14 protein-coding genes are annotated in these 16,331 nt (G+C 32.6%); 9 read left to right on the plus strand and 5 right to left on the minus strand.

What is annotated here, in order from left to right; all coding sequences use genetic code 11:
• The first annotated feature begins 398 nt into the window (after window positions 1-398).
• The 3 genes from ABW637_RS08425 (at window position 399) to ABW637_RS08435 (ending at window position 3,588) form a co-directional block, all read left to right on the plus strand.
• Window positions 399-851 (plus strand): Xre family toxin-antitoxin system antitoxin, encoded by a 453-nt coding sequence (locus ABW637_RS08425; RefSeq protein ID WP_367584213.1) that lies wholly within the window; start codon window positions 399-401, stop codon window positions 849-851.
• Window positions 851-1,306 carry an RES family NAD+ phosphorylase gene (locus ABW637_RS08430; protein ID WP_367584214.1) on the plus strand — a complete coding sequence of 152 codons (456 nt, stop codon included), beginning with the start codon at window positions 851-853 and terminating at the stop codon, window positions 1,304-1,306. Before ABW637_RS08425 ends, ABW637_RS08430 begins: the two co-directional genes overlap by 1 nt.
• 206 nt (window positions 1,307-1,512) lie before the next feature.
• Window positions 1,513-3,588 (plus strand): M13 family metallopeptidase, encoded by a 2,076-nt coding sequence (locus ABW637_RS08435; protein WP_367584215.1) that lies wholly within the window; start codon window positions 1,513-1,515, stop codon window positions 3,586-3,588.
• A 55-nt stretch (window positions 3,589-3,643) separates the two neighbouring features.
• On the opposite strand, the gene ABW637_RS08440 is transcribed toward ABW637_RS08435, so the two are convergent.
• Window positions 3,644-4,288, minus strand: a complete 645-nt coding sequence (locus ABW637_RS08440) for a hypothetical protein (RefSeq protein ID WP_367584216.1) — start codon at window positions 4,286-4,288, stop codon at window positions 3,644-3,646.
• Between the two features lie 112 nt (window positions 4,289-4,400).
• Between ABW637_RS08440 and ABW637_RS08445 the strand changes: the two genes are divergently transcribed.
• Window positions 4,401-5,735 (plus strand): aspartate kinase, encoded by a 1,335-nt coding sequence (locus tag ABW637_RS08445; protein WP_367584217.1) that lies wholly within the window; start codon window positions 4,401-4,403, stop codon window positions 5,733-5,735.
• 217 nt (window positions 5,736-5,952) lie between these two features.
• Window positions 5,953-7,491 carry a YifB family Mg chelatase-like AAA ATPase gene (locus ABW637_RS08450; RefSeq protein WP_367584218.1) on the plus strand — a complete coding sequence of 513 codons (1,539 nt, stop codon included), beginning with the start codon at window positions 5,953-5,955 and terminating at the stop codon, window positions 7,489-7,491.
• A gap of 220 nt (window positions 7,492-7,711) precedes the next feature.
• On the opposite strand, the gene ABW637_RS08455 is transcribed toward ABW637_RS08450, so the two are convergent.
• The 4 genes from ABW637_RS08455 to ABW637_RS08470 form a co-directional block, all read right to left on the minus strand.
• Window positions 7,712-10,576: a lantibiotic dehydratase gene (locus tag ABW637_RS08455; RefSeq protein ID WP_367584219.1), complete on the minus strand. Its 2,865-nt coding sequence runs from the start codon at window positions 10,574-10,576 to the stop codon at window positions 7,712-7,714.
• 3 nt (window positions 10,577-10,579) lie between these two features.
• Window positions 10,580-11,737, minus strand: a complete 1,158-nt coding sequence (locus ABW637_RS08460) for a lanthionine synthetase LanC family protein (protein ID WP_367584220.1) — start codon at window positions 11,735-11,737, stop codon at window positions 10,580-10,582.
• Between the two features lie 119 nt (window positions 11,738-11,856).
• Window positions 11,857-12,048: a hypothetical protein gene (locus tag ABW637_RS08465; protein WP_367584221.1), complete on the minus strand. Its 192-nt coding sequence runs from the start codon at window positions 12,046-12,048 to the stop codon at window positions 11,857-11,859.
• Window positions 12,049-12,414: 366 nt separating this feature from the next.
• Complete coding sequence (locus ABW637_RS08470; RefSeq protein WP_367584465.1) at window positions 12,415-12,621, minus strand: helix-turn-helix domain-containing protein; 207 nt, start codon at window positions 12,619-12,621, stop codon at window positions 12,415-12,417.
• 85 nt (window positions 12,622-12,706) lie between these two features.
• Between ABW637_RS08470 and ABW637_RS08475 the strand changes: the two genes are divergently transcribed.
• From ABW637_RS08475 to ABW637_RS08490, 4 genes are read left to right on the plus strand one after another with little or no spacing between them, the layout of a single operon-like run.
• Complete coding sequence (locus ABW637_RS08475) at window positions 12,707-13,927, plus strand: Nramp family divalent metal transporter (RefSeq protein ID WP_367584222.1); 1,221 nt, start codon at window positions 12,707-12,709, stop codon at window positions 13,925-13,927.
• A gap of 18 nt (window positions 13,928-13,945) precedes the next feature.
• Window positions 13,946-14,674 carry a 5-oxoprolinase subunit PxpA gene (gene pxpA / locus ABW637_RS08480; RefSeq protein ID WP_367584223.1) on the plus strand — a complete coding sequence of 243 codons (729 nt, stop codon included), beginning with the start codon at window positions 13,946-13,948 and terminating at the stop codon, window positions 14,672-14,674.
• A gap of 9 nt (window positions 14,675-14,683) precedes the next feature.
• Window positions 14,684-15,409, plus strand: a complete 726-nt coding sequence (gene pxpB / locus ABW637_RS08485) for a 5-oxoprolinase subunit PxpB (protein WP_367584224.1) — start codon at window positions 14,684-14,686, stop codon at window positions 15,407-15,409.
• The gene (locus ABW637_RS08490) at window positions 15,406-16,266 is read left to right on the plus strand and encodes a 5-oxoprolinase subunit C family protein (RefSeq protein WP_367584225.1); all 861 of its coding nucleotides are present in this window, start codon (window positions 15,406-15,408) and stop codon (window positions 16,264-16,266) included. Before pxpB ends, ABW637_RS08490 begins: the two co-directional genes overlap by 4 nt.
• Window positions 16,267-16,331: the final 65 nt, after the last annotated feature.

Consider the following 16,331-nt stretch of genomic DNA (forward strand, 5'->3'; position numbering starts at 1 on the left):
CGAAAAAACCCGAAAACCCTAGTAATTACAAGATGTTCAGTGAGTTATATTTTTTGTTTTTTTTAACAAATAAATTATAAATTTTAGGTATTTGTTTGATTTTTAGTCCTATAATACATTAAAATGTGTCTTAATAGGTGCTGTTTATGGTATTCGTTTTAGCTAAACTTAAAATACTATGTAATATGTATACAACATTACTCCATTTTGTTTCGTTATTGTTCCGACAAAAAATAAATAATTAGATTTTTACTTTGATTTAATAGTGTCTAGAATAGATGGGTTTTTACCTTTTTGGATTAAATTAAATGTCGTAAGTGTTAAGTTAGATTTAATTTTATGTGCAGATAGTGACAGTTGTCATTATTTTTTGTATTTTTGTCGCAAAACATAAAAGTATGGGAGCAGTATCTCCGTTAGATTTTGATAGTTTTGAGAATAAAGGGTTGCTTCGATATCTAAATATCGATATTCCTTTACGTAATATGTACGACTTTATTGAATTGTCTAGAAACGGGATAGACAAAAAAGCATTATTACATCTTGCAAAAACAATTGGTTTTGACCTTAAAGAATTAGCACATGTACTACATGTGTCCGAACGCACTATTCAACGTTATGATTTGAATAAAAAAATGAGCACCGAAGCCAGTGCTAAGGCATTACAATTAGCGAAGCTTTATGCTAAAGGGGAAAACATTTTTGGAGATCTAAATCGTTTTAAAAATTGGATGGAACATCCTAGTGTTGCTCTTGCTATGAAAAAACCTAAAGAACTTTTAGATACTACCTTTGGTTTTCAATTGCTTAACGAAGAACTGGTACGAATAGAGCATGGAATTTTTGCATAATGCAAGTATACAGGATAGCAAAACAGAAATATATTAAAGATCTTACAGGGATTGGGGCAAAAACAGTAGGAGGTAGGTGGAATCCTAAAGGAGTAGCCGTATTGTATACGAGTACATCGGAAGCACTTTCTGCTTTAGAAGTTTTAGCACATTTACCCGCCGCTTATTTTCCAGATGATATGGCTATGGCATCTATAGAAATACCAAGTAATTTAGTAACGGAAATAAATATAAATCAGCTTCCCAAAAATTGGAAAGAAACTCCAGCACCTATAGAGATTCAAAGTTTTGTAATGCAATGGATAAATGATGAGAAATATGTTGGGATAAAAGTACCTAGTATCATTATTCCGAATGAACAAAATCTTTTGATCAATCCATTACATCCTAAATTTAATAAGGTAAAGTTGATTAACATCGAACCTTTTAGTTTTGACAAAAGACTTATTAAATAACCTATTCTTGAATAACAGAGATATAGCACAATATAAAACTTCTTTATTTTTAAGCCTTTAAAATTTTAAATCTTATTTTTTAGTTAAAAAAAACGGCTTCTTACTATCAACAGTATCCATTTTATATATATTACGGCTTAATATGCGTAACAGAATATTTATTTTTACGTCATATTCTTTATAAATAATCTTAATATAATAATAAAATGAGTATAAAATTGAAGAATGTATATTTTTTGGCTGCATTCACACTTGCTTTTGTGAGTTGTAAAAATGAAACAAAAAAAAGTGATACTGATACTACTGCTGTAGTAGAAAAAATCCCAGGAATAGTTCTGGAAAATATGGATACTAGTGTTAGTCCGAAAGAAGATTTTTACAATTACGTTAATGGTAATTGGATGAAAAACACAAAAATCCCAGACGACCGTACAAGTTGGGGTGGATTTGGAGTATTACGTAAATCTACCGATAAAGATGTTTTAGACATTTTAGCAAAAGCAAAAGAAAGCGGAAAATATAGTGCAGATACCGATCAAGCCAAGGCATTAGCTATTTTTGATACCAAGTTAGATACCGTTGCTAGAAACGAAGCGGGTTTAAAACCGTTACAACCTGCTCTTGATGATATCACATCAATTAAAAATCTAAACGATTTGCAAACAGTGTTAGCAAAAAACCCTTCGGTTTCTTCGCCATTTGCGGGTATTGGTGTTCAGGCAGACTTGAATAACAGTTCTATGAATGCAGTATACCTGGTAGGAGGTGAATTAGGATTACCAGAGCGTGATTATTATTTAGATCAAGATGAAAAATCTAAAGAGATTCGTGAAGAATACAAAAAGCATATTGCAAAAATGTTGCAAATGTTGGGGGATTCTGAATCTGATGCTACTAATGCGGCTAACAAAATTCTTGAATTAGAAACTAAGCTTGCAGAGCCAAGATTAAACAAAGTCGAAAGAAGAGACGTTCGTAATTATAATAATCCTAGAACAATTACAGAAGCCGATGCTATGCTTTCTTCAATTGACCTTACTAAAATGGTTACAGATTTAGGGATTACTAAAAAATTTGATACGATCATAGTTACTCAATTACGGTATACAAAGGCATTGGATAATTTTTTGAAAAGTACGCCAATTGAAGACTTAAAAACGTTAGTTAGATGGGATACTTTTAATAGTGCTACAGGTAGATTGACTACAGATATTGAAATTGCAAATTGGGAATTTTATAACAAATATCTTAGTGGTCAAAAAGAACAACGCCCTGCTGATGAACGTGCTCTTGCTACAGTAAATGGAACTGTTGGGGAAGCATTAGGTCAATTATATGTTGATGAGAAATTTCCGCCAGAGGCCAAAGCGAAGGCAGAAAAGATGATAACTAACGTTATTGAAGCTTATAAGGAACGTATCCAGAAATTGGATTGGATGAGTGATTCGACTAAAACCCGTGCTATTGAAAAACTCAATAAGTTTACTGTTAAAATAGGATATCCAGATAAATGGGAAGACTATTCGAAAATGGAAGTATCTGCAGACAAGACATATTTCGAAAATATGGCAGCTATTGATAAATGGGCTAGAGATAAGAATTATGATGAGATTGGGGAGCCTGTTGATAAAACTAAATGGGGAATGTCTCCACAGACAGTAAATGCATATTTTAACCCTCTTAATAATGAGATTGTATTTCCGGCGGCTATTTTACAGCCACCATTTTATAACTATACTGCTGACGAAGCTGTTAATTATGGAGGAATTGGCGCAGTAATAGGTCACGAAATATCTCATGCTTTTGATGATTCTGGAGCGCGTTTTGATGCCGATGGAAACCTTAAGAATTGGTGGACAGAAGATGATCTTAAAGCTTTTACAGAAAGAGGTGATGCACTTGCAGAACAGTATAGCGCTATAGAGGTATTAGATAGTCTATACATTAATGGTAAATTTACATTAGGTGAAAACATTGGAGATTTAGGAGGAGTACTTGGAGCTTATGATGGACTTCAAAAGTTTTTAGCAGAAAATGGACGACCAGATGATATCGATGGATTTACTGCAGAGCAACGTTTCTTTATGTCTTGGGCTACTGTGTGGCGTACACTTATGAGAGATGATGCTTTAAGAACTCGAATCAAAACAGATCCACATTCTCCTGGAGCAACCAGAGCTGTTCAACCATTATTAAATATTGATGCTTTCTATGATGCATTTGATATTAAAGAAGGAGATAAAATGTATTTAGCACCAGACAAAAGAGTACGTATCTGGTAATTTTTTAATAGATTACAACAAAAAACCCGCTGTACAGCGGGTTTTTATTTTATGTCTAATCTTCTTTTATCTCGTTCATCAAAAGAAAGGCTTTGTTTACATATTCCTTTTCAAGAAACAACGTAAAATAGTTTGAGGTAGAAATTACTTCAAAAACCGGAATTCCTTCATAAGCTAATAATCTAAAAATATAAAAGTATAGCCCTATTACTTTAGAATTATCTTCGGGTAAGGCAATAGACATAGAGGATAGGTTGTCTGCAACAGAAATACAGGTTTCATCCTTAAAATGTTTTTCTACAGTATTTTTAAGTGAAGAGCTTACCAGTATATTGCTTTCTTGAAAATTACTTGAGTATGTAAAATATGCTTTAGTTTCATGCTTTACACTATCTAAAAGGTTACTTTGACTAGTCAATATGGTACTAGAGTTTAAAAATGTATATTCGGTGATACCAGATCTTACCACAATATCTCCTAGACTCCTTAGATTATCAATGTTTTTAATACGTTTTGGATTGTAACGCCGTAACGCCATAACAATAGAGCCTGGTTTTACAGGTTTTCTCATTACTCTTTCTACTTGAGGCAATAAATCAATAGCTAAAGAGCTAAAATTGATAATGTCTCTCGATAGAGCATCTTCAAGAAAGGGTTGGTGTCTTAGGATATTATGCACGCAATCTGTGATTGTTTTCATTGTTATATATTTAACATTCTGTACAAATTTATGCTTTTTATTTTAAAATATTTATTCTTCACTTGTTATTAATTAACTATGCATCGTTAAATGAAATAATAAACTAGAATTGATGAAAATTTTAAAGTTTGGTGGAACCTCTGTAGGGTCAGTTGAAAATTTGAATAGAGTTAAAGCAATTTTGACAGCAGATCAGGAAGAAAAAATTGTTGTTTGCTCTGCAATGTCAGGGGTAACAGATCAATTAGTTCGATTACTAGAGAATATAAGATTTGGTGATACAGACGCTATTACCAGAAATTTACATCGACTTGAAAATAAACATGCCGACGTAATAGATGTGTTAATCGAAGATCTTGAAGTCAGAAACAAGCTTAAAGACGGCTTGTCGATCATGATTACAGAAATGTTCGAGATATCTAGTCAACAATATTCCGAAGAAATTAACTCTAAAATAATTACTTACGGAGAAACACTTCTGACCTATATTTTTTCTGGGTTTTTAAGTGCTACAGGTGTACATAATGTACTCTTAGATGCTAAAGAATTTATGTATGTAGATTCTATAGAGAATCCTAATATAGAAAAGGTTGGTAAAAAAATAAACAAAGTTCTTGATAAAAATATTGAGTCATCACTTTACATTACACAAGGCTTTGTCTGTAAAAATAAAGAAGGACAAATAACTACCTTAAAAAGGGGTGGGAGCGATTATACTGCTACCATTATCGGAGCAGCTTTGCATGCTTCAGAAGTTCAAATTTGGACAGATATCGATGGATTGCATAACAATGATCCGAGGTATGTGGAGCAAACATATCCAATATCACATCTTACCTATAATGAGGCTGCAGAGTTAGCTTATTTTGGAGCTAAAATTCTTCACCCTCAAACGGTATCACCAGTAGTTGATAAAGATATCCCTGTGTTGTTAAAAAACACATTTGATCCAGAAGCTCAGGGTACAGTAATTTCTAATAGAATTCATAAAAAGGGCCTTAAAGCAATTTCCGCCAAGGACGGGATTACAGCAATTAAAATCAAATCCAACAGGATGTTAATGGCTCATGGATATCTAAGAAGAATTTTTGAAGTTTTTGATAATTTTCAAACTTCTATTGATATGATTACAACATCAGAAATTGCTATATCACTCACCATAGATGATACCAGTAATCTAGATCATATTGTTAGAGAATTAGAAGGCTATGCAGAAATTACTATAGAACAAGATCACAGTATTATCTGTATAGTAGGAGAATCTGTAATTAATGACAGGAACTCATATAAACTGTTCGAAATATTAAATTATATACCTGTAAGAATGGTTTCTTATGGCGGAAGTAATAATAATATTTCAATTCTGGTGGATACCAAAGATAAAATACCAACATTGAGGTTTTTAAATGAAAAATTATTTCAAACCCAAGAAGAAGCAGTTGTATAATTGTTTATCGTATAATTTGTAAATGAAGTAAGGTAAGAAACACGTAATATCTGCATATTATATTCTGAAAGTGTGTACCTTACTTTTATTAAAGCCTGAAAGTCAATATTGATTTTCAGGCTTTAATTTTATAAATTTTCACCAGGTATATAAAAATTGAGTTTCATTTTTTAAAACTAAGGAGTGCTATTTTTGCATCTAAGCAAAAATATAGAGTATGCTCATTAAAGTATTTGGTAGTGCTGTTTTTGGTGTCGAAGCTACTACAATTACTGTAGAAGTTAATATAGCAAAAGGTATAGGGTACCATTTAGTTGGATTACCAGATAATGCAATACGCGAAAGTAGTTACCGCATAGCCGCCGCTTTGCAAAATAATGGATACAAACTTCCGGGTAAGAAGATAACCATCAATATGGCGCCAGCCGATTTACGAAAAGAGGGCTCTGCTTACGATCTTACTTTAGCCTTAGGCATTCTTTCTGCCAGTTCGCAAATCAAAGGAGATCACATTTCTGAATATCTAATTATGGGAGAACTTTCTCTAGATGGTAATCTTCAACCTATCAAAGGAGCGTTACCCATAGCTATTAAAGCAAGAGAAGAAGGTTTTAAAGGGTTTATTCTTCCCAAACAAAACGCAAAAGAGGCCGCAATTGTTGATAATCTTGAGGTATATGGAGTAGAAAATATTAAAGAGGTAATTGATTACTTTGATGATAAAGGTTCCTTAGAGCGAACCATTGTCGATACGAGGGAAGAATTTTTTGCTGCCCTGGATAACCCTGAGTTTGATTTTGCAGATGTAAAAGGGCAAGAAAGCATAAAGCGTTGTATGGAAATCGCAGCAGCAGGAGGGCATAATATAATTTTAGTGGGTCCTCCAGGAAGTGGAAAAACAATGCTTAGTAAAAGATTGCCAAGTATACTACCTCCTATGTCTTTGCAAGAGGCCTTAGAAACAACTAAAATACATAGTGTTGTAGGTAGAGTTAAAGATAATATTGGATTAATGGCTCAACGGCCTTTTCGTAGTCCTCATCACACCATATCAAATGTGGCTTTAGTCGGTGGAGGTAGCTATCCTCAACCGGGAGAAATCTCCTTGTCGCATAATGGGGTTTTGTTTTTAGATGAGCTTCCTGAATTTAAAAGAGAAGTTTTAGAAGTGATGCGTCAACCTCTCGAAGATAGGGAAGTGACAATATCCAGGGCCAAATTTACAGTTACGTACCCTTCTAGCTTTATGTTAGTGGCAAGTATGAATCCAAGCCCCGGAGGATATTTTAATGATCCCGATGCCCCAGTAACGTCGTCACCAGCCGAAATGCAACGGTACCTCAGTAAAATCTCTGGTCCCTTGCTGGATAGAATTGATATTCATATTGAAGTCACTCCGGTACCTTTTGATAAGCTTAGTGAAGAAAGCAACGGTGAATCCAGTATCGATATACGAAAACGTGTCATCAAAGCAAGAGATATTCAAACCAAAAGATATGCAGATATGTTAAGTATTCACTATAACGCGCAAATGGGGGTGAAACAAATACGAGAATTTTGTGAGTTGGATAATGCTTCAAAAGAATTACTAAAAACAGCTATGGAAAGACTAAACCTTTCGGCCAGAGCTTATGACCGAATCCTAAAAGTCTCTCGAACTATCGCCGATCTCGAAGGGGTGGATAACATCAAAGGCGATCACATCTCTGAAGCCATTCAATACAGAAGCCTGGATCGTGATGGGTGGTTGGGGTAGATGTGTTAATTAACGTTTTATTAGTTCTTTAAGCTGATAAGAGAAACGTTCAATTAAACGTAAATCTTCAGTAATAATTTCGGGAACACCTCACATTTCCTGTTTAAAATCTATTTCTTTATTATAGGAAGTAATGAGTTTTTTGTGATACTTTGCAATTATTTTTAAGCATGTTGCCTCACAAACTTTAGAATCTAATTGTTTATAAAAAGGGAAACGTTTAATCATTTGTGTTGATAGTCTTTTCTGTAAATTTCAATTTTTTTAAATAGTTAAGTGTTAAATAATAAGATTGAAACTCGTTGAATCTTGGTTTATCATTAAATAAACGATTCATACTCATATGAATAACATCAGAAATATATTGTTTTTTTTTATAAGTTCTTTTTTGAAGATGTAAAGTAATTTCAGATTTAAGAGAGGGGATTTCTAGAAATCCATGATACTGTTTTTCATTTATTTTTACCAATATGTTTTTACTACGTTTATTAAAAGATTTTCGTAATACTTTATCTAAAGGAAACTCTTTGGATAATGCCGCAACGCTTAACTCACACTGCAATATCATTTCATCTAATGTTAGACTAAAAAAATCAAAATAATATTTTATTTTAAAAATTGCCTGCAAAAATATTGACTCTTGATCTAAAGTATCATGTTTGATAATTTGATTAAAAGTATCTAAGCTATCCAAATGGAATATTTTTTCTGATAGCATCATTAATTTTTCCCCACCATATCGCCCTAATTCTTGATGGTATGGCTTTATAAGATATTCTAAAACCAAATTGTTTCGTTTTAAGTCTTCTATTTTTGTTAATAGTATAGATTTTGCTTCTATAGATTGTGTTTTAAAACGAACTCTAAGATGATTTTTCGGGTAATTATAACGTACAAAAAAGAAGAGTTCTATTGTACTAGGAAGGAATTCCATAATGGCATTTATTATTTCATTTTCGCCATACGTATTACAGTACAATTCTAGGTATAACCATTCTGAAAGAATTGGTGTATTTTGATGTTCTTCGTTAACGTTAATTGTAATATTGGATAGGGGTTGAGGAGGCTCAAAATCAATATTCTTTATGCTGCTATATAACTCATGCGCAAAATGTTCTGAATCTTGTTTTATTTGAGGGGTAAACGAACTATATAGAGATTCTGAAATATAAAATGAATTTAGTTTTAGTATTTTTTTATGAAGTATCAAAAAGGTTTCTTCATTTTCAAAATCCAGGGTTATTGTACCTTTTTTATCAGAAACACAAATTTTATTCGGAAAAGAATACAATTCCATCAATTTAGATACATAGACTTTAAAGTCTCCTAGATTCAAATTGTTATTCACTAATAAAAGTTGTGCTGGACGTAGAAGGATATCATCTTTGAGATAAATTCTAGGAATATAGGGCACGCCAACACTATCATAAGAATTCATATTAAAATTTACAGGAGTCAATTCTCTATTCTGATATTGCAGATCGCAAAGAAACCGGTATAGATCTGAATTACTTAGGTGATAATTCACAGCAGAGGTGAGGGAAGGAATTACCTCTTTTTGTTTTTCCTTTGAAATTAATATAAATCGATATCCATCAAATTTTAAATACAAATCCTCAAGATATATGGGAGACGCATCTTCATCAAAAACCGTATTTAATGGAATTACATGTTTGTAGTATCTTTTTTCGGCAAAAACATTCAATAACCTGGGTTTTATTAGCATGTTAATCTCTGCTACAATTTGTTCGCTATAGCGGCTTTCTTCGTAGGACGCGATCTCCTTACAAAGCGCTTCGGTCACATTAGTAAAACGCCCTAACATTTTTAGGGCAGACCCTCCTCCTGCAGATTTAAAATATATGATTTCTTTGCCTGTTTTTTTACATTTTAACAACTCATATATTACGCTAAAGGTTGGGTCCAATTTCTTAAGCAAATGATCTACCTTAACATCAGGCATATCCATGTAAATGGGTTGGTTGTTAGATGTGATTATTTTTTTAAAAATAGGTTTAGGCAAGGCACTAGATACACCCTTGTTTTTAGAATTGTATTGTAGACCGCATTTAGGGTTAAAAACTTTACTTAGAGGCACAAAATCATCATTAAAATGATGATAAAATTCTCTTCCAAATTCTAATAATTTTTCAGTAATTGGTTTATGATGATGATTAAAAGCTAGAGTAAAATTGATATAATCCTTTATTTTTTCTTTAGTACTATTGTGAATATGTCCTTCCATTTGGTCATACCCAGTAACCATATATAGGTTTTTGTGTGCATTTTCTTTACCTAATTTATCTTGTTCTTCGGTTAAACGATTCACAAGAGAATTCATTAATTTTTTAGAATTAATAGTATGAATCTTTTCTTTTACGAGTAGAGATTCTAAAGTATCGATGGTTAATAATTTGGAAGTGTTTCGAGGAGGAAACAAGCACGAATTTATAATAAGCCCTGCCTCAATAATTGTAGTTAAATAGTTGTTTATTTCACTTATTTCGAAACCATCGTTCTCTAATAGATTTGTGATTTCTTGAATTTTAGCTCCTTTTTTAAATTGATTAATTACCCACTCTATATTCTCATCAAAATCTAACTCAGCATATTCTGTTTTAAAATTTCCATCAGAAGTAACATTAGTTTTATAGTAGCTCAATCTATTTTGTGATAAAAAATGGATTGTAGGATTCGTATAATACAAATACTTCATCCAATGTGTTTGTAAGGCTTTCGACAATTCTTTTGTGAAAACAGAGTTATCTGCAGTTATTGTTATAAAAGCAATATTAGATTTATGTATTTTATTCGACACACCCCATTGTAAGGTGCCTACTTTGCTAAAAGTGCCAAAAGGAACGGCATTAAAATGAGCGCGTTTGAAGTAATTTTCTAATGCTGTCTTTACCTTATCCTTTTTATTTTTTTTTAAATCTTTATATAAATCTTGAGACGCAATTGATATGGATAATTGAAATAGTGTGTTTTTTTCAAAAAAGGAAATAATATCATTTTTGTGTCTATCAAAAGATTCAACCGAAAAAGAGGCGGTTCTTGAAACAGTTGTATTGAAAAATTTCATTATTTAGTGTAGGTTTAAAGATCTTAACCAGTCGCTTTCGATCTTACCATCTAAGGTTAATAGCATAAGTACGATTCCTGTAACTCCTGTAAGAATATTAGAATTCTCAATAAAATCGGGGTATACATAAGTTTTAAATGTGGTGAAATTACCTGTTTGTTTTTCTAATTCGCGATACCACCTTTTTTGAATTTCTTTAGTATCTAAAGCACCCTTTTTTTGAGCCAAATAATATTGTACAACTAAACCTGCGCTTCCATGACACAATACACAATCATATACTGCAGAAGCTTTTAAAGAGACTTTTTCTGTAGAAGTAATCAATTCTATCGCCTCTTTTTTTATAGTGTTGTCGTTTAAAAGTATACCGGCATTGTATAAAGAAAGACCAATACCTAAATCTCCTTGACACCAACCTAGTCTAGAAACACTAACAGTACCATGGTTATCAATATAGTTAGGATAGTATTGTTGAGAAATCGTATTAAATGACTTTTTAGATTTTAAGAAGTTTATTAGTTTAATAAGTGCTTGTTTTATTTCAGGCTCTAATGATTGAATGTACTTACTTAAATAAAAAAGAAAATTAATAAAACTACTTATGCCATGCGCCAGACCAAAATAAATAACTTTCTTTTTTCCTTCATTTTCTATAGATACAATGACTTTATCCAAATCGTGAATAAGTTTATCTAAAAAATCTTTAGAAAAATGAGTTAGTATGGTCAGTACATTTGCATTATTTTTTTCTGCTTTTAACCGCTCAATAAAGTACATTGCAACTCCTGTTGCGCCATGAAGAAAATCATAATTATTTTTATTAGAAAAAGAAAGTAAGGCTTCTTCTAATATGCTGTCGAGGGTTTCAAAATATGTTTCACTAACAGCAACTATATTTTTTTTTAAATTTAGTAGCATCCATCCATAACCGGCTAAACCAGAGTAAAAAGTATATGATGGCGTATTTTTAGAAACCAATTCATCAATACGTTCAACTACTTCCAATAACCGAGTGACATATTTTTCGTCTTCATATACTTCGAATAGTTTAGAATAAAATAATGCAATGCCTGAAAGGCCTTTTAAAAGCCCTATGCTATTTTCATTTTTAACCGAATTCCAAACTCGATTTTCAATCTTTAAAATTTCAGATCTTTCCAAATAATATTGTAATTAATTCGCATAAAAACCCCTCTTGCTCATTATTGTTATTTGTATGATTATTTAGATATAGACTTTAATTTCTTATTGATAAAGTCTATATCTAATTACTAGTTAGGTTATCGTATTACCGTAGGGTCATCTGAACCTCCAACTGGGCACATGCCTCCTGGGTCTTGAGGAATATAATTCAATGACGAATCTGCATTACAATCTGCACTATTACTCATTGTACTTCCTCCAAGAATTTTAGTCTTAGCACCTGAAGATAACGCTTTAATTTTCAAATTTTTTAATTCCAATTTTTTCATTTTAAACTTATTTTAATTGTTCTTACTCTGTTTTATAGGATTTTCAGATGCCTCCTTAACTTTAATCTAGAATGTTATATCCTATTATTTTTACAAGTATTTAAACCAAAAACATTCTGCTGTAACTTTAAAAATTTGATATCAAATTTTTAAAGTTTAACCATGGTTAGAACCTGTTACACAACCTAATGCTTTGATGAAATTTAAATTATTTAATTTTTTACCCTTAAATTTATTTGAGATGTAATTTTTAAAAATATTGCATTTCACAGCTTTCATTAGGCTGTTTCCCTAATTGTACAATATTATATAATATAATTTTTAGAAAGTTCTGGATCTTCAACTTGTTAAAGATCCAGAACTCATTTAGATGCTTTTTTTGAATTGATTGGGAGTTTGAGAAGTATGTTTTTTAAATATAGTATAAAAATTAGATTTAGATTTAAAGTCACATTCTAAAGCAATAGTATAAATAGTATAATTATTATATGAAATATTGGTAAGTTTTATTTTAGCTTCCTCTATGCGTAATTGGTGGTTAGGGTAGTACTTTGATAAAATTCCTTTCAGAATTTATAAACTATTTTCGGTTCTTATTAACAATTGAATCACCATACCTCGGAAAATCAATATTTTTAAGAATATTCAATACATATTTATGAAAAAATGGCTTGCTAATATTGGTCCTGGTACCTTGGTCACCGCAGCATTTATTGGTCCAGGGACCGTAACAGTGTGTACTTTGGCCGGAGTCAAATTTGGATACACACTATTGTGGGCATTAGCATTGTCGATTATTGCATGTATCGTTTTACAGGAAATGGCTGCGAGATTGGGGATTATAACCCAGAACGGACTAAGCGAAGTCTTAAAATCTCAATTTGATAATAAGATAGTAAGATGGGTGCTCATAGGGATTATCATATCTGCAATTTTTATTGGTAATGCGGCCTATGAAGCCGGAAACATTAGTGGGGGAGTATTGGGGTTGTCAACTATCTTAGGAAGCCCAATTATTAACATAGGAGGCTATGCGTTTAATTATGCAAGCTTCGTTATTGGGGTGCTGGCTTTTATTCTTTTGTATATTGGGAATTATAAAGTACTCGAGCGTAGTTTGATTGTATTAGTACTAGGGATGAGTTTAGCTTTTGTAATTGCAGCGATGGTTACTAAGCCTAATCTTTCTTCAGTTTTTAAAGGATTTGTGCCGGATTTTTCTTCAGAAAAGCTCATTACCATTATTGGTTTAATAGGTACCACAGTGGTGCCGTATAACTTGTTTTTACATGCTTCTTTGGTAAAAGAAAAGTGGAAAACCCCATCAGACTTACCTCTGGCGAGAAAGGATACAATTGTCGCAATTATAGTTGGTGGTATCATGTCTATGGCAATTATTATTTCTGGAGCTGCAATACAAAATACCGAAGTGCAGAATGCAGCAGACCTTGCAAAAGGTTTGGAGCCAGTTTTTGGATCTGCAGCAAAATATGTGCTTTCTCTGGGGCTTTTTGCAGCCGGAGTAACTTCGGCTATTACAGCTCCTTTGGCTGCTGCCTATGTGGTTAAAGGGTGTTTGGGTTGGAAAGGCGGATTAAAAAGTAGAAAGTTTAGGTCGGTTTGGATGTTTATTCTCTTTTTGGGAGTGTTATTTTCTTCCTTAGGAATAAAATCCATAGAAATTATACAGTTTGCTCAATTTGCTAATGGACTTTTATTGCCAATAATAGCAGGGTTTTTGTTATGGGTAATGAATAGAAAAGTACTTTTAGGAAAATATACCAATAGTTGGAAACAAAATGTAATGGGAATTTTGATTCTAATCATCGCAATTTTTCTGGGATTCAGAAGTATTTGGAAAGTTATCGCTAGCTTGTAGTATGTTTTTTATAAGAATATGAAAAGAATAATTCTTAATGCCGATGTTGGTGAGGAATCTGGTTTTGATGAAAAAATCATGCCTTATGTATCTTGGTGCAATATTTCATGTGGAGCACATGCAGGGAGTGATGAGGTGATTCAAAAAACAATAGCATTAGCAGTTAAATACAATGTGAAAATCGGTGCCCATCCTTCATATCCTGATAGAGAAAATTTTGGAAGGCTTAGTATGAGAATCCCATATGATGATTTAGTCGAAACTGTGACTCGTCAGATTCTAAAAGTGAAGTCATATGCAGAAGAAGCAGGAACAAAACTATATCATGTAAAACCACATGGAGCACTTTATAATGATGCTTTGAAAAATAAAATAGTGGCTTCTGCAATTATTGATGCAGTAAAAAATGTCGACAGAAGGTTGTTTGTAGTTACGTCAAAAGATTCAGAGTTAGCTCATCAATGTGCCGGAGTTCTTGATGTAAAATATGAAGCCTTTGCGGATCGTAATTATAATAATGATTTGACTTTGGTATCACGGGCAGAAAATGATGCTATTATTACGAATCCGGAAGAGGTTTTTGATCATGTGCTTAGAATGGTTTCTCAGGGGAAAATCAAAACAACAAAAGGAGAGGAGAAGCCTGTCTTTTTTGACACAGTATGTGTACATGGAGATAATCCAAAATCAGTCGAAATTTTGGAATACCTGCATAAAAGATTTTCTGATTTAAATTTTGTTTTTTAAATAAAATTCATGAAGTTTGAACTGCAATATAAGAGGTATTCTGAAAGTGCTATTTTAATAGAATGGCCACCCGAGATTAGTGAAGAAGTACTAAATGATCTTCTTTCATACAAAAATTTCCTAGAAAAGAGTACTAATGAACTAATTGTTGAGGTAATCTCCGCATATAGCTCATTGTTAGTTTGTTATAAGTACACTATAGAGAATGTCTATAGCGAGATTTCGATCTTAAAATCTCATTATTCTACCAATTTTGAATGTACAAATGCAAAAAAGAGACTCTGGGAAATCCCTGTGTGTTATTCTACTGCATTGGCACCAGATTTAAAATCGTTTTCCTCAAAGAAATCGCTTACAATTGATGAGGTAATATCTTTACATTCTACACCAATATACACAATTTATTTTATAGGCTTTCTACCTGGGTTTTTGTATTTGGGTGGTCTGCCTAAAAAGTTACATCTATCAAGAAAAGCAACCCCTTCCTTAACAGTAAAAAAAGGGGCTGTTGCTATTGGTGGAAATCAAACCGGAATATATCCTTCAGATAGTCCAGGAGGGTGGCATGTAATCGGGATATGTCCCTTGGATTTTTTTGACCCTACTTTAAAAAAACCTTGTTTTTTTGAGCCTGGTGATTTGATAAAGTTTAAGCCTATTGATAATCTCGAATATAACGCTATACGTTCAAAGATTATTCAAAATAAATATCAACTAGATCCTGTTGTTGTATGATGGGAAAAGTTACTATAGTGAAACCTGGTTTCTTTGCAACCGTTCAAGATAAAGGGCGATTCGGATTTTCGAAATATGGCGTTCCAAAAAGTGGTGCAATGGATCAGCTTTCATTTGCAATGGCCAATTTATTATTGGATAATGAAGAGAATGATGCATGTATTGAGTTTGCTTTTCAGGATTTAGTTGTAGAGTTTTCCGAGGATACTGTGATTGTAATTACAGGAGCAGCTATGCATATTTCTTTAAATGGTAGAAAGAAAGATATGTATCGAAGAATTAAAGTGTGTAAAAATGATGTGCTTGAGTTTAAATACGATAAGACGGGTATGTATACCTATTTGGGAATAGAAGGTGGGTTTTTAACGCCCGTTGTGCTAAAAAGTAGATCGTTCTATGCCCCAATTACTAAAGAGTCTGTATTGAAAAAGGGAGATGAATTACCATACATGATAAATGAGATGCATAATGATCAGTTTTCTAATATTTCTAAACCTTTGTGGTTAGATAATTCTAATATAGTAGAAGTATATACAGGACCTGAATATGCTTTGCTATCCCAAGAACAAAAATCAATGTTGTTAAGCATTGATTTTACCATTTCTAATACTGTTAGCAGAATGGCAATGCAATTAGTAGAAAAACTGCCTAATGATTTACCTTCTATGCTAACCTCTCCAGTATTACCAGGTACCATCCAGCTCACACCATCGGGCGGTTTGATTGTATTAATGAGAGACTGCCAAACTACAGGCGGGTATCCTAGAGTTTTGCAATTAAACCAAACATCAATAAATACCATGGCACAGAAAAGGGTCGGAGAAAAGATTCAATTTAAGCTGCTTGAAGAGAAGTAGACTAAAATCTTAATAAGCGTAAAATAAAGGGGGTAAAACCCCCTGTTTGCATTAGGGGGAAAATC

The organism is Aquimarina penaris, assembly GCF_040786285.1.
Classification (GTDB): domain Bacteria; phylum Bacteroidota; class Bacteroidia; order Flavobacteriales; family Flavobacteriaceae; genus Aquimarina.